This is a genomic window from Endozoicomonas sp. OPT23 (assembly GCF_009653635.1).
In the GTDB taxonomy this organism is placed as follows: Bacteria; Pseudomonadota; Gammaproteobacteria; order Pseudomonadales; family Endozoicomonadaceae; genus Endozoicomonas_A.
Genome location: NZ_PPFD01000007.1, coordinates 974 through 20869, shown reverse-complemented (window position 1 = coordinate 20869; position 19896 = coordinate 974). Strand labels below are relative to the sequence as shown.

Genomic DNA, 19896 nt, shown 5'->3' with positions numbered 1-19896 from the left:
GGTGGTTCTCATGAGCAGTATAAAAACAGCGACGTTTATTTCGGGTGTGCTGGTTTTTCTATCTCCCATTGCAGCTGGAGAAACCGACATTCTTTTTCAGCACACTCTGGATCAGCTTGAATTCAGAACATTGGAGGGCTCTGTCGTATCAGGAATCAATGGTGAACTGGTGGATATCAATCAGCCAGCATCTGTCACTTGTCAGGAGAACAGTAGCACTGTTTATACGTTAGGCGGCCACCTGGTGGATGTCGCGCTCAATCAAACCCGATTAACTCAGCCATGGACCCACAGCTCTGTATCTCTGTGGTCAGAAGGCTATAAGGTTGTTCAGGGTAAGAGTGGTGTCTATCGATACCTTCTCAGTCCTGACTCTATAAAGGTGGAAACAAAAAGTGAACAAGGCCAGTGGGGCGGGGTATCGACTTATAAAAGAGAAGAGAGTCAGTTTGGCAGTTTTAGCCATTTTTCTGTATCAGATGATGGATTGAACATTGCCGTCACGTCTGAATCCGGAAGTTACGTCATGCTGTTCAGCTTTAATAAAACAGACTCAACATTGATGCTGCAAAAAATATATGATACCGACGACGCTGCAGGGTTAATGGGGGCCAGTCGTTCAGCTTTTCATCCGAATAATCAATTACTGGTGGTATCAGGTACCAGGGGTAATGCCCTTGTAACGTTTAAAAACAGTATCAGTACACACCAGTGGCGGCTCGCTCACTCCTACACCAGTCAGTCTAATGAGTTGATACAACAACCCAAAGGCATGGTTTTTGCCCCACCCCAAAACTACCTCTATGTAACGTTAACCCGTGGCTTGCTGATTCTGGAGGTCTCTCAGAGTGGAATGGTACCTCGATATGGCGTTGTTTCAGAAGCAGTGACAGATTCAGAACTTTTTTTTCCGACACTAACAATTAAGCCGTTTGAAAACCCAAAAGATATCTGGCTATTAAACGGACAGTTGAGTGTGAAAGTGGATAATGGCTTGAGTCATTTTTCTATATCCGCCCAGGGACTTTTGCAGCATACCGCTTCCTGGAGTAGTAATAACGAAAATGATGTACTTTCTGATGTATCGGATCTATGTCTGAATAATCAGACAGAGTCCCTGTTTATGGTAAGCAAACAGTCTAATGCGCTGGCTATAGTGTCTTCTGTTCAACAGGCATTGACTGAAGTGCCTATCGCTACGGTTGACACAACTCACTCAGCTGAAGGTAGACCTATGATCTGGACACCTGTTCTATTGATGATTGGGCTTTCTCTTTTTCTGTGAAGGTTCAGAGTAAGCTCTTGTTCTAGGTTTAGGGATAAAGATTTCTCTAATTTGTTCTTCTATGGCGATGGCCTCTTGGAGGCGATCGACTTCAGGCTTAATGGCACTGTTACTAAGTCTTTGCTGTAGAGAATGTCGTGCTCTGCTATTTCTATTTAATGGAGGTGATTGCGATGGTTCTTGAGCAATCGGTGAGGCTTGATTCGCCTCAGCAAACACCTGTTCTACCTCACCGGTTGAATCCATTTCAACTTCTTCATCGGTGCTTTCGTCAGTATCGTTTTCGACTATTTCATCGGTAACTTCCTTACGTGGAGTGCGATATTTTACTCTAGAATTCGCTTGTTCTGGCGTCTGAGGACTTTCAGCTAACTGATCTTCGGCTATGACAGCTTCGGGGGGCGTTTCTGTTGCGCTATTCTGATTTTCTTGCGAGTTGTTGTCACCTATCGTTGTTTCCCTAATTTCTGTACAGCAATCATCAGAACCTGTCGGCGGTATTACTACTACGGCTTGCAACTCAGTTGACCCCTGATGAGCTCCATCGCTATCAGTAGAAAGTTGTTGCAGATTTTTTGAATCTGTCTTATCTGAATATATATTTTTAAGTGCGATAATACCAAGACCTCCCAGAATAGCTGCTGGAATAACAAGTACTGTAAGTGCATAAAGGTATTGATTGTCGTTTGAGGAAGGTGTGTCCACAAAAATTTCGACTGTGATAGGAACAGTGCTAGACAGGTTCTGTTGATTGGTTGCTGTTACCGTAAAATTCCAGTTTGATGTTGTATTTATTTTTTCAAAAGCGTCTTGTGAGACTTCAATATTATTGCCAGCTATTTGGAAAGGGTGATTTTCGTCCATAGAAAGCAATATGATTAATGGCTGGCTTGATTCCGGATTACTGATATCAAGCTTACCGACGACTTGTTGACCCTGACCAGATTCGAGCCCCTCTGGAGAAAAAATGTACATGGGGGCGGAAAATTGAGGAAAGGAAAAATGAGAGACAACAACAAGGTCTTCGCTGCTGGATGCAACGGCTGTGATGCTTTCACCACCTTCAGACATATCAGCATGGCTGACCAGACCAATAAAGTTTTCGGGGAATCCCAGCATCTTCTTATCAAGGTATTGTTGTAATTTCCAGGGAAACCCTGTCCGTTTGATAAGAATAGTAATGCTGTCGCTTACGGCACTGGTAAGAAAAACATACAGTGATTCATCAGTAGGGTCTTTATTGATGACAGCATCATTGAGACCGTTATAAATCTCTACGCCGTCTATAGTACTATCAGCCAGCACCTGTTCAAGATTCAAAGCACACTGTTCAGTTACGGAAAATATAAATACAGCGCTTCCCCGTTGCCCTGGAACAATAAGATACTGATTATCTGAATCAATCGTAATTTGTGCAGGGCCTCTTAGTCTTTCATAGCCATCCGTGTTTGATGTAAATGAAGAATCCAAAAGCAGGGCGCTGGAAGCTTGATCATAATGACCTGATACAACGGCATTATTGAGATAATCCGATGCAAAAAAACAGCGGGGTTCCTGTTTTGTAAGGATAACCCTTGAGTCAACACCTGGACCTGACACGTGGTCGTAACTGTTCTCAGAAAAGTCTTCAATACGTTGTTTGAAATGCCAGAACCCGGTACTTTTTTGAAAATAATAAATTTGGTGGTCAAGTGCATTCATAACCATCATCCCCTGATTAAAGTGACCAATAGCGACACTGTTGGGGGCATTGAATTGAAAGTTGTTGGTTGAAGCAGGGTAGACCTGACTGGTGCTGCAATAATCATCGTTAGCAATATTACATATGATCAGCGAGTTGTTTGCTCTTGCAGTAATAGCCAGGTCATTGACTGATGCTGCTATGCCTGCAGCGCCCTGAAGACTGGCTATTCCCGGTGTCTGATCAGATATCAGTTGTTTTATAAAAGTTGAACTTGTGTTGGTTCCCAGTACGATAACACCGGACATTATAGGACTGGAAATAACAAGATCACCTTCGGCGGTTCTCTCGATATGAGCTGCTTCGCTAAGCCAGGCTCTTATGGTAGGGTTGAGTTGCTTGGTTGAAGTGAAGCGAAACTGATAAGAAAGTAAGTCAGGGTGGGTTGAAAAAGTATCAGCATAAATTAATGGTGCATTAAGAAGAATGCAGAATGCAGTTGTCGTCATTTGTTTCATGTTTTTTGTTTTATGACGATTGAATGATAAACGAGCTAAATCAAAATATGACATTTAGTTTGATTGTTTATGTTGGTTGTTGAATTAGTTTAGTCGCTGAATTGATTTGTGCAGCTTTAAATATATGGCTCTATTTATTTAACTTATTTAAAAATAATACGGCACCATCTTTAATGATGTAACTGTCGTTTATCTATCATTAAGTGATTCATCTTTATATTTTCGTAGTGGAGAAAGAAAAAAATCCAGAACAGATCGATTTCCAATATTGATTTCAGCAGAAACAGTCATCCCTGCCTGAATTGATTTCTTCTGGCCATGAACACTGAGTTGGTTTTCTTTCAGGCTGACTCGAATAGGATAAGTCAATTGACCATTTTCACCTACGGCAGCATCTTTCGATACTGAAACTACTGCCCCTTCCAGTTGCCCAAAATACGTATAGGGAAAGCTTTCTACTTTAATATCAACTTTCTGTCCAACCTGTATGAAACCAATATCCTTGTTAAGCACACTTGCTTCAACTTCAAGTACGCTGTCTTCAGGCACAATTTTCAGTAACGCCTGTGCCGGTTCCACAACACCGCCGATGGTTGTTATGATCAGCTGTTGAACAGTGCCTGAAACAGGCGCACGCAAATAAAAGTTCTGATCACGTTCCTTCGCTTTACGTAAAATAAGTTCCGCCACTTCCGCCTTTTGAACTTCCTCCTTCAGCTCTTTTCTATGTTCTTTAAAAAAATTTTCCCTGAAGCTGTTTAAGTCACTGTTTGCTGCAGCAAGACTGGCCATGGTTTCTTTCAGTTTTTCCTGCTCAATGATTAATTGTTGTTCCGTCTCTATTCGTTGTTCTTTAGCTTTCAACCATTCAATTTTTGATGCATGGCCTTTTTGATATAACTGATGAACCGACTGCTCCATATCAGTATGAATAGATTCCACTTTATTGAGTTTTGTTATTGTACCTTTGACGGCTTCAATATTTGCCCGTCTCTGCAGTCTGGTCTGCTTTAACTGTTCCATTGCCTGTTGATAGTGTTGATACTCGTGCTGGAGAATATGATTCTGTCGTCTGATTGTACTGACTTTAGTGTCTTTAAATGTACTCTCAAGCAAGCTATAGCCCGGTTTATGCTGACCTTCCAGTGCCGTTAACAGCAACTCCAGCCGGTTGCTGTTCTGTCTTGCTGTTGCCAGTTCTTCCTCTACCTGCCGAACGTCTACTTCTGTAGCTGTTGGATCAATAGTCAGCAGCAGATCGCCGGCTTTGACTCTTTGCCCATCACGTACATGAATCGCTTTTACCTTACCAATTTCCAGTGCCTGTATGGTTTTAACTTTCCCTTCCGGTATAACAACCCCTTCAGCAATGGCTTCTGTTTCAACAAGGCTGAGCCATGCCCAGAGCAGAACGATGGGGACAATCGCAACAAGAATAAGTGCCATCGTTCGTGCAACTGGTGAAGGAGGGCTCTCCATTATCTCGATGCTGGCTGGAAGAAACTCAAGTTCGTTTTTTCGTCGTTTAAGCAGAGGCTCTGCTTTCTCTTTATTAAGAACAGCGCGACAGATATCTCGTACTTTGCTGATACGATCAAGCATGGCTGGTATCTCCTCTGGCCTGAAGTTTCCAGAGCGATGCGTATCGACCGTCTGTTGTAATCAACTCATTGTGACTTCCCTGTTCAATAATCATGCCTTTATCCATAACGGCAATGGTGTCGCAATCTCTTATTGCAGAAAGCCGATGAGCGATAATAATAACGGTGCGTCCAGCGCAGATTTTCTTCATATTCTGCTGGATGATTCGTTCTGACTCGTAGTCCAGTGCAGAGGTTGCTTCATCAAAGATCAGTATCGCAGGGTTGGTTAAAATGGCTCTGGCGATGGCAATCCGCTGACACTGCCCACCTGACAGACCAATACCCCGCTCTCCAAGCTCAGTGTTATAACCATGAGGTAATTCGAGAATAAACTCATGGGCACCGGCCAGCGTTGCGGCTTCAATAACGCGGTTCATGGAGGCAGAAGGGTTAGCCAGTGCTATGTTATCGTGAACGGTACGGTTAAACAGAATATTTTCCTGCATAACCACACCGATCTGTCGCCTCAGCCAGGCAGGGTCGAGCAGTGTCAGGTCATTACCGTCAATATATACTCGTCCCTGCTCAGGTATATAAAGCCTCTGGATAAGTTTCATCAGTGTTGACTTACCCGAACCTGACAAACCGGCGACGCCTAAAGACTGGCCCGCAGGGATCATCAGGTTGAGGTTTCGAAGTGCTTCTGGCCGACCGGGCTCGTAACGAAAAATAACTTGTCGAAACTCTATCTCCCCGCGAAGCTTAGGCAGAGAAGGGCGGTTCATTCCCTGTAGAGGTTCAGTCTGGGTATTTAAGAGGTCACCGAGCCGTTCCATAGAAACACGGAACTGAAGAAATTCCTGCCAGAGTTGAGCAAGTCTTAAAATAGGTGCCGCGACCTGACCGGAAAACATATTAAAGGCTATCAGCTCACCGACCGTCATATTGCCATCAATCACCTGAAGGGCTCCTTGCCACATCAACAGCATGGTAACGACTTTACTGACCAGCTGTACTGACTGGCCGCCATAGATTCCCAGAATGCTACTGCGGTATGTCGCTTTAACATAAGCGGATAACTGCTCTTCCCAGCGTTGCCTGATCTTGGGTTCCACCGCCATTGCTTTCACTGTTTCCATGCCGGTAAGAGACTCGGTAAGGAACGACTGTGTGGCGGCACCTCGCTGAAAACGTTCTTCTGTACGGCGACGAATTTCCGGAGTGACCAGAACGGAAATCAGGATATAGAAAGGAATGGAGGCGAGAACAATTAAGGTTAGTTTTGGAGAATAAAGATACATAACTCCGAAGAAGACAAAGCTGAAGAGGATATCCAGAAGAACGGTTAAGGTATTACCTGTTAGAAATGCTCTGATATTTTCAAGTTCACGAACGCGTTGAACAATCTGGCCAACAGGTCGGCTCTGAAAAAAAGCCAGAGGTAATTTAAGGAGGTGGTCAAACAGGTTGCAGCCAAGCTCGATATCCATTTTGCTGGTAGTGTGTGCAAACAGATAGGAGCGCAGACCTTCCAGAGTGATTTCAAAAATGATCAGTATCAGCAGCCCGACGGCGAGCACATCCAGTGTTTTCAGAGCGTGGTGAACAAGTACTTTGTCCATGACGACCTGAAAGATAATAGGAGTGAAAAGGGCGAATATCTGTAGTGCCAGAGATGCAAGAAGAATCTCTCGAATCACCTTACGGTACTTGACCAGTACGGGTAGAAACCAGCTGAGATCAAACTTCCTTTTACTGCCTGCCAGAATTGAGCGGTGGGTTAATAAAATAACTTCGCCAGACCATTGCTGCCACAGCTCCTCCTCTGTTACTTTTTCAGGTGTTTTATCGGTTTTTTGAATCAATACTTTTTGGTCTTGAATCGCTGCAATAATAAAAAATTCACCATCGTTGCTAATGGCGATACAGGGAAAGTCGAAGTACTCAATTCGATCTGGAGTTATATTTATTTTTCTGGCTTTAACTTTCAGTTTTTTTGCTGCTCTGAGAATAGCTGTCGAATCAAAGCGACCTTCCTTGGTTGAAAACTCATGCCATAAGGCCTCAGGGTCAGCTGTTTGTTGAAGGTATTGAAGCATCAAAATAAAACAATAGAGACCACTGTCTGGAGAATTAGAACCCATATTTGTATTTTTGACCGCCGTGTTTAACATGCCTTGTGTGAAAAAGCATAGCTATGGGAGAGAACTAATCAATTCACATTTATATGTTTATTTCAGGGATGGTTGTGTGGAGTTGATAGTCACTGATATAAAAGCAACCATACGTAGAGTTTTGGAAGCACGGAACCAGAGGCGTTCATGATTCAGCAGTGATGCGTTAGTGATGCATTAAAGAGTGATGGCTATCGGAATGAAAAACATCACAATCGTGCTAATGTCGTTTGTTTCTTTTTTCGCCATTTGATTTTATGGGATAGATAATGACTCATACGGTTTCAAAAATACCTCTTCTATCACCTACACCAGGTACTGAAAGGCATTTAAAAATTCATCGATTTGGTCAGCAGGGAGTTGGTCTCAAGGTTTATATTCAGGCAGCTCTTCATGCTGATGAATGGCCTGGCTTGCTGACATTACAGCACCTGATCGGCGTTCTGAAAAAAGTCGAACAAAACGATGGAATAAAGGGTGAGATTGTCCTTGTACCTTATGCAAACCCTATTGGTATGGATCAGCGGGTAAACGGTGTTGTTCTTGGAAGGCACTCATTCAGTGGTCAAGGTAATTATAACCGGAACTGGCCTGACCTGAGTGTAATGGCTGAAGAAGCTGTCATGAATATCAAACCGGAAGCCTCTATAAAGCAGAAACAGGCGTCCATCAAAAAGGCGCTGAAAACCGGTGCAAATTTGCTGCCAAAAATGACACCGCTTGACGAACTCAAGGCTGTTTTACTCTCGGAATCGATTGATTCAGATATTGTTCTGGATGTTCATTGTGATTCGGAAGCATTACCTCATATTTACTGTAATAAAAAGCAGCTGTCAGAAAGTCTTGAGTTGGCTTATGACATGGCATGCCCGGTTTTACTGATTGAAGATATGCCAGAGGGAGACCCTTTTGATTCGGCTCAAATCAAACCATGGCTGGCGGTCGAAAAATCTGGAATCCCATCAGGGTGCCACTCTGTGACGCTTGAGCTTCGTGGTCAGTCGGATGTCAGTGACTCTTTGGCTATATCCGATGCTTTGGGAATTGTTCGATTCCTGAGTCGTCGAGGTGTTATTGACGGAGTTACTTCTGAAGCACCTGAGGTGAAAATTCATCAAAGTAATCTGGCTGCTGTTGATAGTGTTCGTAGTCCTGCTTCTGGAATCGTTGTTTGGGAAAAAGAGTTGGGTGACTCTGTTACCAAAGATGAGACGATTGCACATATAGTGGATCTTGATGCTGATGATCCTTCTTTAGGTCGACTGCCAGTTGTTGCCCGAAGCTCAGGCTTGTTATTTTCCCGGCAGCGTGATGCTCTGGTTTCTCATGGTGATCGTATCGCCAAAATCGCGGGAGACAGCATTCTTGAAAATATTTATGGTGATGGGCTGCTGGCGTTGTAAGTTTTATTTCTCTTAATGTTTACCAGGGTGCCCAATTAGTCGGTTTGTTCTGATTCGATACAGTACCAAGGTATTGTAACCTAAAGGATTATTCCTTCTGCGTTGTATAAGAGGACACAATGATTCAGGTTATTGGTCATACAAACCCCGATTCCGACAGTATCTGCTCTGCTCTGGTTGCTGCTGAGTGGTTGAAAAATGCCCGTGGTGAAGAAACGGTTGCTTTAGCCCAGGGTGAAGTGACAGGCGAAACTGCTTTTATTCTTGAGCAGGCTGGTGTTCAGGCACCAGCAATCTACGACACTGTAGCAGGCCAGAAAGTATGGCTGGTCGATTTTACTGATTTGTCTCAGGCTCCCGCCGGTATAGAAGATGCAGAAATAGTAGGTATTGTTGACCATCATCGATTGGGAGATATTACCACTGCGAACCCATTGGAAGCCTGGATTTGGCCTGTGGGTTGCTCTTGCACCATCCTTTATAATCTGCACAAATTGGAGAGCGTAGAGATTTCTCGCCCCCAGGCTGTTCTAATGCTGGGTGCAATTTGCAGTGATACCGTTGCTTTTCGCTCGCCTACCTGTACTCAAAAAGATATTGATGCTGCTGCTGACCTGGCTGACATAGCGGGTATTAATCTCGAAGCATTCTGCGATCAATTGATGCGGGTAAAAACCAACTTGAACGGCCTCAGTATCGAGAGTCTGATCGATCGAGATTTGAAAAAATACCCATTTGAAGGTGAATCAGTAGTTGTTGGGCAAATCGAAATAGCCAGCTTTGAACAGACCGATGATAAAATGGCTGACTTACAGCAAGAACTTAAGGTTCGCTGTGAAAAGGATGGCCTGAAACTGGCTGCTCTGATGGTTACCAATATATCGACATCAACGACTCAGTTGTTGTTTCAGGGCGAGTGGGAAGTACGCCTGGCTGAACACGCCTCAGAAGACAGTATGCTGGTAATGGCAGACACTCTGAGCCGTAAGAAGCAGGCATGGCCCTGGTTGCAGACTGTTTTAGCTGGCTGATAGTTGTTCGAATACAGCCTGCTCTGGTAGTAAGAACACTGTCAGAGCAAGCTGTAGAAGTTCTGCCTGACTCTCTTCTTGATCTTATCCGTATTTCACATTTTCCAGCATTCGATTAGCTGTTACTAATAAGGACTCAGGCAACACATTATGAGTAATGTAAGTACCCTGACATTTGAATTCGTATGTCATTTCCCGGGCTGAGGCGGGGAAATGACAATCTAATATTCGATTACGAGTTTCTGCACACTTGCTGGTTTAAATGCACCGATTTAACAGTGTCTCCAGGTACTTTGAAATCAGTTTTAAAATCGATCCTCAATGAACACTTCAGCTAATGGCAGCTGACCGCTCCGCGGGTGTGCAGGTTGTCTGGCTTTTCCAATGGTAATCATCATCGAGATGATATGACCATCAGGCAGTTGAATAAGCTGGCCAACTTTTTCCTGATCAAACCCTATCATTGGACAGGTGTCATAACCCATGGCTTTAGCGGCTAGCATTAAGCTCTGGGCAGCAATGCCACAGGATCTTAGAGTCTCATCATACTGGCGCTGTTTATTATCACGATAGAAACTGTCGAGCATGTCCAGCAGTGTGGTACGTGTTTGTTCATCGGTCTCGGAGAAATAGCGTTCAGGGTTGGTTTGCCAGGCATCGGTATCAGCACACAGTACTATTAATTCAGCGGCATCTGTTACCTGCGATTGCCCCCAGGCTGCTTCTTTTATCTGTTCACGTAATAGTGAGTCCGAAATACGCACAAATCGCCAGTGCTGTATGTTGTACGACGTTGGAGAAAGTATGGTTGCGGACAGGAGTTTGTTTATCTCCTCGTTCGTCATGTTCTCGCCAGGTTCAAAATGCTTAACGGCGCGTCGAGTTTCAATGGCTGTAAATACGTCCATTTGGTTTTCCTTTCTAGTAGTGAAATTATTAGAGTGGGTGGTTTTATGTAAATGAGCGCTATTTACTGCAGGATGCAGCGGTTAAATTAAGTCTTTGCTGTTTTGGCTGTGACGACTTTTCAGCCATTTTCATACGACTGAATACAGTCACACTGATCAGAATGATTAAAGAAGCTATCAGTGTTTGGGCGGTGTACATTTCCTGATAAACAATAAAGCCAAGTAAACCACCACACAGGGTTGTTACACTGCCGATCTGGCTGATAAATACCGGTGCGGCGGTTCGATGCAGAGAAAATAGAAGTAACTGATTGATGCCACCGAGGATAACAACCAGAAGTATCAATCCGAGACTACTGGCACTCAGCATTATTTCGCTTGAAGGTAATGTTTGATCACCTAGAACGGGCATGAAAACGATATAGCTCATGGCCGAGAACAGATTTGTCATTATGGCAACGTGCAAAGTTGGTTGCCTGGCGGGCCAAAATTGCACTCTGTAAATATTCGCTACTCCAAGAGAGACAGGAACGAGTGCAAGAATGAACAGCCAGAAACCTGTCTCTGATGTATGCAATGCAGTGTTAATGAAGAGGTCGGCTTGATACAGGTACAGAGCTGTGCCAGACACTGCAGCTAAGAGTACAAAAAGATGTTTGAACCTAAATGTCTCGAGTTTAAAGGCCAGTGAAAGCAACCATGTGATTAATAAGGGCAAAGCGTAAGTTAATGATGCGATGCCTACACCCAGCTTTTCAGCAGCAGAAAATACAATCATTTGTGGCAGGGTAAAGCCAAGCAACGATGCGATAGCAAAGAATCGCCAATGCTGACGGGTTGTTGTCTTTATGTTTGGCAGGCCAAATGCACCCAGCACAAAGACACTGCCTGCGGCCTGGAGTAGGGCAATATGCATTGGATGAAAACCGGATGTGGTCAAAGCCTTTGAGAGACTGACTATCACTGCCAGAGTAAGACCAAGTCCCCATAGTTTTAGAATATTGTTCATATCATGGTGTGTCCGTTTGGTGATCACTGTTCTATAAAAACTGTATGTCATTTCCTTCAAGTTGATAATTGGGCAAAATGGAAAATAACTGTTAACAAAAAGGAAATAATGCCGTGAGTCAGCTCAGTGGTCTGGCTGTTTTTGTGGAAGTGGTGGAATGTAATGGTTTTGCGGCCGCAGCTCGCAAACTGAAGGTCTCTACTTCAGCAGTAAGTAAGCGTGTTACCCAACTTGAAGAGTATCTGGGGGCGAGGCTGCTTCATCGAACGACTCGAAAAATCAGCTTAACAGAGGCAGGTGAACGGTATTTTTCCGTGGCTCTTGAAGTAGTGGCTGCAGCACAGGCTGCAGAAGATTCAGTGACCGAGTTGCAGACTGAACCTTCAGGCATTTTAAAACTGGCTACCTCCACATCATTTGGCCGCCTTCATATTGCTCCATTAATGTCTGAGTTCATGAAAAAGCACCCAGGTATTACCGTCCAAATGATGATGGAAGACCGTGTTATTGATATGGTCGGGGAAGGGTTCGATCTTGCCATTCGCGGTGGCGACCTGCCAGATTCGTCAATGGTTGCACGGCGACTGGCCCCCATTCATAACATACTGGCTGCGTCGCCTGACTATCTGACCGAATTTGGTACGCCTGAAAAACCGGATGACTTGTATCAACATAACTGCCTGCACTATGTCTATTATCATAGAGGCATTGAGTGGGCTTTGCAGAAGGGCGAAAGTGTCAGTCACATTCAGCCTGCCGGACGTTTTCTGGTCAATAACAGTGAAGCACTGGTGGAAACTATGCTCAGACACAGTGGAATAGGGCGTCTTCCCACATTTGTTGCCAGTCAGTACCTTAAGTCGGGTGAGTTGATACAGGTGTTACCTGAATACTGCATGCCTGAGCAGGTGATGTATGCGGTGTATCCTGAAAGACGTTATCTGCCAGCTAAGGTGAGGGTTTTTATCGAGTACCTGATAGAGAAGATTGGTAAAGATCAGCCATATTGGGATGAAGGGGTAATGACCTGAAGCTCTGTACGAGGCATTTTATTTCAGAATTTTACTGCCGTGGTTTTCGTACTGTTCACACAAAGATACTATAGAGTGCTAAATCATTGTTAGAGGCTGTTTGATAAGTATCCTCCAGTTACTGTGACCGCAGTAGGACAGATACTTTTCAAACAGCCTCTTAGTGCTCCCGGTAAGTAACCTATGGCAGAGAAGCTTCAATCCAGACTCAAAGCGAGTCTGCAATCTGTAGCACGATCCACCGCTGAAACCTTTGATAAGGGTTATGATCGACTGCTCGATCGACGAGTTTGTCTTGGTGTTACCGGTTTCAGTGGAAGCGGCAAATCAACCTTTATTACCAGCCTGATTCACCAGCTTCGACACTTTCCTGAAGCAACCCTTCCGGCGTTTTCGCCGGCTTTGCAGGGGCGATTACTGGGTGTTGAGGTGCATTCAATGAATGGAGCCGGGCAGAAGGATTTCCCATTTACGAAAGCGCAGAAAGCTTTATCGGGTGGGGTTCAGCAATGGCCTGAATCTACCAGAAACCTGTCGTCCTGTTTACTGGAGCTAAGGCTTAAACCCAGAAAAACACACTTCGGGTTTTCTGCACGTAAAGTTGAAAGGCTGTTTGTGGAAATTCGTGACTACCCCGGAGAGTGGTTGCTGGATTTACCACTGCTGGGCATGAATTTTCAGCAGTGGTGCCTGGACTGTCAAAGCTTGTACCGAGAGTCACCAAGACGGGAATTATTGGGTGATTTGTTCATTGAACTGGCTGAACTGGATCCCTTCGCCATTGCAGATATGGATCTGATTGAATCGCTCCATCAGCGCTTTATTACTTTCCTGCAGCAATGCTCTCACCCTGATACCGGACTCAGTCTGGTGCAACCGGGTCGTTTTCTTTTGTCAGGTGATAGTAAGCCGCCTGTGTTTTTACCCTTACTGACTCCAAAGCTTAAGCAGCTGAATCCTGAAGACTGGAAAAACGCTGATGACAACAGTTATATAAAAGTACTCGAAAAGGCCTATAACCAATATCTTAATGAGCAGGTAGAACCTTTTTATAAAGAGCATTTCAGCGGTATTGATCGGCAAGTGGTACTGGTTGATGTATTGAAAGCCCTGAATGTCGGCAAATATTCAATGGAAGATATGCAGCTGGCATTAACCCGTGTGCTGGACAGTTTTCAGTTCGGTCAGAATAGCCTGTTGTCCCGTCTGTTCAGTCCACGTATTGAAAAAGTACTGTTTGTTGCCAGTAAGATTGATCAGGTTCTGCCAGAACAACATGAGAATGTCAGGGCACTTACGGCCGCTATCGTCCAGAGCGCTTACCGTAAAGCGACGTTTGAGCAGGTTGATGTGCAGTGTGAAGCTACTGCGTCGGTAAGGGCGACGACGATTTATCAAAAAAACGACAGAGCCATGTTGCAGGGATTGTTTATCAACGATGATGAATCTGTACCCGGGCTTATGGCGCATCCGGATATTCCTTCCACATTACCGGATGATCAGGGCTGGCAGCGTTTTCAGAGCTGGCGCCTGAGAAAACTGCTTCCCCCTGCCAACCTCCAACTAACTGACGGAGGCGCTTTACCGCATATTCGTCTGGATGTCGTTATTCGGGAGTTGATCGGAGATAAGTGCTAATGAAAGAACATGACCAATATTTTGAACGACTGGATGAAACCGTTTCTCTCCAGCAACCTCAGACACTGGTTTCAGACAGTGGTGATCTATCCAGTGAAGCTCAAAGTACCTTTTCATTAAAGCCAGGAAGGCTAAGGTTTCTAAAGCCTTTAATCATTACGATTATTGTCTGGTTGTTATTTATTGGAGGTCTGGAGTTTTATCAAACTTTTCAGGAGCTATTAGGCTGGCATTGGGGTTTTGCTGCAGCGTTTGGAATGCTGGGTGTTGCAGGTCTTATTTTATTAATCAGTGTTGTGCGTCAGCTTGGTAGAAACAAGCGTGACCTGGTATTGGTATCAGATTTACAACACCGGTCAGACAGGCTGGTTGGTGAAAAAAGCTACGGGCAGTTTGCAACCTATTTGAAATTATTGAAAGAGCTTTACGACGGCAAACCACAGGCAGCCATGTTGCAGAGCAGCCTGGAGAAAATGCCGGATTACAATAATGATGCTGAAGCAGTGGAATATCTCTCAACATCATTTTTAGCCGAATTGGATAAGGCTGCGGTACGATGCATTGCCAAACATAGCGAACAAACCGCATTAATGGTGGCTGTCAGCCCTCTTATTCTTATTGATATGCTGCTGGCTCTCTGGCGCAGTGCCAAAATGCTTGATGAGGTCAGTCAGATCTATGGTGTACGACCCTCACTGCTGGGGCGATGGCAGTTGATGAAAGAGGTGCTGCATTTGATCGCTTTTTCAGGCGCCAGCGAACTTATATCGGACCACCTTGTCGACTTATCAACCAATGAACTATTAGGAAAGCTGAGTACGAAACTGGCACAGGGAGTGGGAGCAGGGCTCTATACCGCCCGCATTGGATACAAAGCTATGGATGTATGCCGACCAATTCATTTTGCTCCGGATCAGCGACCCAAAGTCAGTTCAGAGCTTGGTCAGATATTGAGCGCGTTCAAAAAAATCGGAATAGGGCAAAGAAAAAGAGATTGATGCCTGGATTGTTGCTCAGCAAGTAATCAGAATTGACTGGTGCCTTTTAATACCGAAATTCAAGCAACTTCATTATACAAGTACTTTCTTATTGGAAATTTTACTGGCAAACTGTGAATGGAATCACAAAAAAGTCGTATTTTAAGGTAGAAAAAGGCTAAGTGGTTTGGAGATGAGCTGAATAATCTTGACCTTCAGCGATGCAGTAAAAGTGTATCAGTCTCCGTGGTATTTTAGTGCAGCCCTGTGTTGTGCTCTTGATGTGCAAGGATTGCGCGAACCATGATCAGTAAAGAATTCAGTCAGTACTCCCTGCTGGAATGTCTGCAGCAGCTGACCAGTTACTTTAATTTTCAGGGTGATTTTCAGACCCTGACCAGTGGCTTGCCTGTTCAGGGCAGCGATCTGCTGCCGTCCTATTTTGTCAGAGCCTGCCATAGAGCCAACATCACCGCTGAAATAAAACAATCAAAGCTCACACTGCTCGAGAGTGACGACTTGCCAGTTGTTCTTCTACTCGAGAATGACTGCGCCTGCATCGTTTATCAAATTGCTGACGATCAAATCCAGTTAGGTGATCATACTGGCCAGAGAAAAGCCTTTTCTATCAAAGACATTGAAGCTGAATATACAGGCTACTGGATTAGCACTTCTATTGCTGAATCTGTACCAGTATCTTCCAGAAATGGTTGGCTACTTGCGTCATTGAAGCCTTTCTGGAAAACCTACCGTGATGTATTGGTTGCCAGTTTACTGGTTAACCTTTTTGCACTGGCCTCACCACTGTTCGTTATGAATGTATACGACCGTGTTGTGCCCAATCAGGCGTATGAAACACTTTGGGTTTTAGCAACGGGAGTACTGTTGGCATATCTGTTCGATTTTGTCATTAAACTGATCAGGGCCAGGCTGGTTGATCTTGCGGGTAAAAAGGTAGACCAACAGTTGTCTGCTACCTTGATGGAAAAGGTTTTGGGCTTAAAGCTGGCGGCTCGGCCGGGTAATACCGGCAGCTTTATGAACAACCTGGCTGAGTTTGATAACATCAGAAATTTTATTAATTCAGCGACCATTCTTACCCTGATCGACTTGCCCTTTGTGATGCTCTTTCTGGGGCTTATCATCTGGATAGCGCCTGCACTTGCGATCATCCCTCTGGTTTGCATGCTGGTGTCTGCCTTATTGGCACTGGTTATTAACCGCCCTTTGCAGAAAGATATTCAAACCAGTCAGTCATTAGGCAACGAGCGACAAACCTTTCTTTTGGAGACCTTGTCTGGTTTAGCGACAGTTAAAACCAGTTATTCCGAGAATGTTCATCAATATCGCTGGGAGCAGTTAAATCAAAAAGTGGCTGCTGTTGCGCTGAAAATTCGAAATCTGCAATTGTTGTCCAGCCAGTCTGCGATGTTCGTATTGCAGGCTGGGACCATTCTCATTGTTGCCTACGGTGTTTACCTGATTGGTGCAGGTGAGCTCTCTATGGGCGGGTTGATTGCCGTGATGATGATCTCGGGGCGTTGCACGTCTCCGGTAGTTCAAAGTATCTCACTGCTGAACCAGTATCAGCGAGTGCGTCAGGCGATTGACCTGACCAGCTCTATTTTGCAGCTGCCGCAGGAACGTACTGAAAGCAGACACTTCCTGAATCCGGAAAATCTGTCTGCCAATATCGCGTTTAATAATGTCTCTTTTGCTTACCCTGAAACGCAGCCACTGATCAGAGAGTTAACGGTAGAAATTAACAGGGGTGAGAAATTAGCTGTTTTGGGGAAAATGGGATCAGGTAAAACCACCTTTCTAAGTTTGGCGATGGGATTATGGGAACCCAGTGAAGGTGGTATTACTTTAGGTGGTATCGATCTTCGTCAGCTTGACCCCTTACTGGTGCGAAAAAAGATAGGGTATGTTCCTCAACGAATTGATGTGTTCTCCGGTAGCATTAGAAACAACATTCTTATGGGTAGAACGGATATCAGTGATGACCAACTGGTTGATGTCCTCAATAACTCCGGGCTCTCTGAAATACTTTCCTGTCACGAACAAGGATTGGATTTTGAAGTAGGTGAAGCAGGGCGGCACTTGTCTGGCGGCCAGGTCCAGTCTCTGGCTATTGCCAGGGCATTAATATCCAAACCTGAAGTTTTGTTGCTCGATGAGCCGACCAGCTCTATGGACAGTCAGACTGAACTGAAATTCAGAAGTCTGTTGGCAGGTCTCAAAAACACCACAGTGATTCTTGTTACTCATAAGTTAAATCTTCTGGATGCCGTCGATCGTGTGATTGTTATGGAACAGGGCAAACTGGTGGTTGATCAATCATCTGAGCAGGTTCGACGAAAAGCGACGATACAAACCAGGCATCAAACTGCGGAGGTAGTTTGATTATGACGGGCAGAGATGAAATCAGAAACAGCTACCTGACGGATGCCAAAGCGGCAGAAAGTCAAAAATTACCCAATGGTGGACGCTCTCTGATCTTTATGACACTTTTAGTGTTGGCTGTTTTTCTATTCTGGTCGTCTGTCAGTGAAATGGATGAGATCACCAGAGGGGATGGCAAAGTCGTTCCTTCCAGTCGTATTCAGGAAATACAGAACCTGGAAGGTGGCATTGTCTCGGAGATTCAGGTTGCCGAAGGTGTGGTTGTTGAAAAAGGACAAATCCTGTTTGTGATGGATGATACCCGCTTTTCTTCCAACCTCGCTGAACAGCGCGCTGAAAAGCTGGCGCTTGAAGCAAGAAAACAACGTCTTCTGGCAGAAATCAGTGGCGATGACTTTGAGAGAAAGCAGCATCTGTTCGAGAAAATACCAGAGCTTCTGGAGTCTGAGAAACAGCTTTTTCTGAGCCGACAGGAAGAGCTGGGCAGTCGGCAGAGTACTGCGATGGAGCAGTTGCAACAGAATAAAAATCAGTTGGAAGAGCTTCAGGCAAAAAGAAAATTGCTGGCTGATAGAAAGAGACTGTTAAAAGAAGAGTTACAGATGATACAACAGATGGCTGCAGGTGGTGCCGCTTCCAGAGCTGAGCTGCTTCGAACAGAGCGAGGTTATCTTGATACGCTGGGTGAGCAGGCCATTACTGAAAAATCCATTAAGCGGGTGAAAGCAGCGGTCAGGGAATCAGAAAGCAAACTGACTGAAGTGGAGCTGAACTTTATCAATCAGTCCCGTACCGAATTAAATGAAACACTGGCGAAAATAAACGGTTTATCAGCCACTGATGGGGCGCTTTCAGACCGGGTAGATCGCACCAAGGTCAGGTCACCTGTGCAAGGTATTGTTAAATCTATCAATGTAAATACCAGGGGTGGTGTCGTACAACCGGGGATGTCCATGATGGAAATTGTTCCTCTCAATGACACGCTTCAGGTTGAAGCAAGAATACGCCCCGAAGATATTGGTTTTCTTCATCCGGGCCAGAAGGCCATCGTCCGTTTCACTGCCTATGATTTCACTGTTTATGGTGGTCTTGAAGGGCAGGTACAGCATATCAGTGCAGACACCATAACCGATGAAGAAGGTAAAAGTTATTACCTGGTAAGAGTGGAAACAGACAAGAGTAATCTGGATAAAACAGGCGACACTAGACCCGTTATTCCGGGAATGGTAGCCACTGTTGACATAATTACCGGCAAGAAGACGTTGCTTGCCTATTTGCTTAAACCGGTATTAAGAGCCAAACAACTGGCCTTTACCGAAAGATAAATACAATTTGGCTGACGGAAGTAAGTTGTCGTTAACCGGACATTTTGGGAAAAGGAGCTTTCCACAATGGCTAATGAACAGACCCAGGTCGGAACAATTCAACAACTTACAGAAAAGGTTGTTGCTACAGATTACAATGGTTCAGAGCGGATTTTGAATGAAGGTGATGCGTTATACCTTGGCGACCTGGTTGAGACAACTTCCCCGGCAAGTGGCAGCATCAAGCTCTTTAATGGCGACATTGTTCCGCTCGTCAGTGACCGAATCTATAGTCTAAAAGACCTGCTGATTGATAGAGGCTTTACCACCATTGCAGAGATGCAACCCAGTGAATTATTGCAAGTCCTTGAATCTATTGATGAGGGTTCTACGGCGGCAGAAAAAGAACAGGCCATAAATGCAATTAATCAGCTGACCAGTGGCCCGGGTTCTGAGAAAGAAGACACGAATCAGTCAGAAGATGTTGTTACTGCTGATAATCAATCTGCAATCGATGCTATCAATCAGCTCAACGAGAACAACCCTCCGGCAGCCGGTGATGGGCAGCCTGCACTGGGTCCGCCTGCAGCAGGTACTGGAGCACAGAATCAGGGTGCTAACAGTGCTGTGTTGCTTGAGCAGGAAAGTACTGAAGGTAATGTAACTCCAGGTCATGATCGTGGGAGCATATTTTTGACAGGCTCTGCTGCCACAGAGCAAAACGGTACAGAGACATTAAATAATAACCCAGTACCAACCATTTCCGGAGTAAATTTAACAGATAGTCAGGCTATTGAAGGCTCAGAGAGTTTTATTTTTAATATCACGCTTAGTAATGGATTTAGAAGTTCTGCTACCTTCCCATTCAGTCTGGGCGGCGGTGCCAACGGCGATCCGGCCGAGACAACCGACTACAGTTTGTTGTCGTTCAGTAATAACGTTACCTAT

Annotated in this window: 14 protein-coding genes; 9 read left to right on the top strand and 5 right to left on the bottom strand. The window is 44.8% G+C overall.

Annotated features, from left to right (window positions below):
* The first annotated feature begins 10 nt into the window (after positions 1-10).
* Positions 11-1285: a hypothetical protein gene (locus tag EOPP23_RS17290; RefSeq protein WP_153767261.1), complete on the top strand. Its 1275-nt coding sequence runs from the start codon at positions 11-13 to the stop codon at positions 1283-1285.
* Here EOPP23_RS17290 and EOPP23_RS17285 read toward each other — a convergent pair.
* From EOPP23_RS17285 to EOPP23_RS17275, 3 genes are all read right to left on the bottom strand, one after another.
* Positions 1253-3538 (bottom strand): hypothetical protein, encoded by a 2286-nt coding sequence (locus tag EOPP23_RS17285; protein WP_153767260.1) that lies wholly within the window; start codon positions 3536-3538, stop codon positions 1253-1255. The genes EOPP23_RS17290 and EOPP23_RS17285 overlap by 33 nt on opposite strands.
* A gap of 135 nt (positions 3539-3673) precedes the next feature.
* A complete protein-coding gene (locus EOPP23_RS17280; RefSeq protein ID WP_153767259.1) occupies positions 3674-5086 on the bottom strand; it encodes an HlyD family type I secretion periplasmic adaptor subunit in 1413 nt (470 codons plus the stop codon).
* Positions 5079-7211, bottom strand: coding sequence for a type I secretion system permease/ATPase (locus EOPP23_RS17275; RefSeq protein ID WP_153767258.1), 2133 nt, complete (start codon positions 7209-7211; stop codon positions 5079-5081). The genes EOPP23_RS17280 and EOPP23_RS17275 overlap by 8 nt, the downstream gene beginning before the upstream one ends.
* A gap of 299 nt (positions 7212-7510) precedes the next feature.
* Between EOPP23_RS17275 and EOPP23_RS17270 the strand changes: the two genes are divergently transcribed.
* Together EOPP23_RS17270 and EOPP23_RS17265 are read left to right on the top strand one after the other, a co-directional pair.
* A complete protein-coding gene (locus tag EOPP23_RS17270; protein ID WP_153767257.1) occupies positions 7511-8644 on the top strand; it encodes a succinylglutamate desuccinylase/aspartoacylase family protein in 1134 nt (377 codons plus the stop codon).
* Between the two features lie 119 nt (positions 8645-8763).
* Complete coding sequence (locus EOPP23_RS17265) at positions 8764-9675, top strand: manganese-dependent inorganic pyrophosphatase (RefSeq protein WP_153767256.1); 912 nt, start codon at positions 8764-8766, stop codon at positions 9673-9675.
* A 305-nt stretch (positions 9676-9980) separates the two neighbouring features.
* Here EOPP23_RS17265 and EOPP23_RS17255 read toward each other — a convergent pair whose 3' ends face one another.
* The gene (locus EOPP23_RS17255; protein WP_153767254.1) at positions 9981-10583 is read right to left on the bottom strand and encodes a nitroreductase family protein; all 603 of its coding nucleotides are present in this window, start codon (positions 10581-10583) and stop codon (positions 9981-9983) included.
* 58 nt (positions 10584-10641) lie between these two features.
* Entirely contained in the window at positions 10642-11592 is a 951-nt protein-coding gene (locus EOPP23_RS17250; protein WP_194842658.1) for an EamA family transporter, read from the bottom strand.
* A 113-nt stretch (positions 11593-11705) separates the two neighbouring features.
* On the opposite strand from EOPP23_RS17250, the gene EOPP23_RS17245 reads away from it, so the two are divergent.
* The 6 genes from EOPP23_RS17245 to EOPP23_RS17220 all read left to right on the top strand — a co-directional run.
* On the top strand, positions 11706-12623 hold the full coding sequence (locus EOPP23_RS17245; RefSeq protein ID WP_370514803.1) for a LysR family transcriptional regulator: 918 nt from the start codon (positions 11706-11708) through the stop codon (positions 12621-12623).
* Positions 12624-12806: 183 nt separating this feature from the next.
* Positions 12807-14261, top strand: coding sequence for a YcjX family protein (locus EOPP23_RS17240; protein WP_153767252.1), 1455 nt, complete (start codon positions 12807-12809; stop codon positions 14259-14261).
* Positions 14261-15259, top strand: coding sequence for a TIGR01620 family protein (locus tag EOPP23_RS17235; RefSeq protein WP_153767251.1), 999 nt, complete (start codon positions 14261-14263; stop codon positions 15257-15259). Before EOPP23_RS17240 ends, EOPP23_RS17235 begins: the two co-directional genes overlap by 1 nt.
* 282 nt (positions 15260-15541) lie before the next feature.
* Positions 15542-17644 carry a type I secretion system permease/ATPase gene (locus EOPP23_RS17230; RefSeq protein ID WP_153767250.1) on the top strand — a complete coding sequence of 701 codons (2103 nt, stop codon included), beginning with the start codon at positions 15542-15544 and terminating at the stop codon, positions 17642-17644.
* Between the two features lie 2 nt (positions 17645-17646).
* The gene (locus EOPP23_RS17225; RefSeq protein ID WP_153767249.1) at positions 17647-18969 is read left to right on the top strand and encodes an HlyD family type I secretion periplasmic adaptor subunit; all 1323 of its coding nucleotides are present in this window, start codon (positions 17647-17649) and stop codon (positions 18967-18969) included.
* Between the two features lie 66 nt (positions 18970-19035).
* On the top strand, positions 19036-19896 hold an 861-nt coding region (locus tag EOPP23_RS17220), incomplete at its 3' end, for a hypothetical protein (protein ID WP_194842657.1).

Excerpts from the sequence above, each read along its gene's own strand:
- EOPP23_RS17290 (WP_153767261.1), top strand. The coding sequence starts at position 11 with ATGAGCAGTATAAAAACAGCGACGTTTATTTCGGGTGTGCTGGTTTTT.
- EOPP23_RS17285 (WP_153767260.1), bottom strand. The coding sequence starts at position 3,538 with ATGTCATATTTTGATTTAGCTCGTTTATCATTCAATCGTCATAAAACA.
- EOPP23_RS17280 (WP_153767259.1), bottom strand. The coding sequence starts at position 5,086 with ATGCTTGATCGTATCAGCAAAGTACGAGATATCTGTCGCGCTGTTCTT.
- EOPP23_RS17275 (WP_153767258.1), bottom strand. The coding sequence starts at position 7,211 with ATGGGTTCTAATTCTCCAGACAGTGGTCTCTATTGTTTTATTTTGATG.
- EOPP23_RS17270 (WP_153767257.1), top strand. The coding sequence starts at position 7,511 with ATGACTCATACGGTTTCAAAAATACCTCTTCTATCACCTACACCAGGT.
- EOPP23_RS17265 (WP_153767256.1), top strand. The coding sequence starts at position 8,764 with ATGATTCAGGTTATTGGTCATACAAACCCCGATTCCGACAGTATCTGC.
- EOPP23_RS17255 (WP_153767254.1), bottom strand. The coding sequence starts at position 10,583 with ATGGACGTATTTACAGCCATTGAAACTCGACGCGCCGTTAAGCATTTT.
- EOPP23_RS17250 (WP_194842658.1), bottom strand. The coding sequence starts at position 11,592 with ATGAACAATATTCTAAAACTATGGGGACTTGGTCTTACTCTGGCAGTG.
- EOPP23_RS17240 (WP_153767252.1), top strand. The coding sequence starts at position 12,807 with ATGGCAGAGAAGCTTCAATCCAGACTCAAAGCGAGTCTGCAATCTGTA.
- EOPP23_RS17235 (WP_153767251.1), top strand. The coding sequence starts at position 14,261 with ATGAAAGAACATGACCAATATTTTGAACGACTGGATGAAACCGTTTCT.
- EOPP23_RS17230 (WP_153767250.1), top strand. The coding sequence starts at position 15,542 with ATGATCAGTAAAGAATTCAGTCAGTACTCCCTGCTGGAATGTCTGCAG.
- EOPP23_RS17225 (WP_153767249.1), top strand. The coding sequence starts at position 17,647 with ATGACGGGCAGAGATGAAATCAGAAACAGCTACCTGACGGATGCCAAA.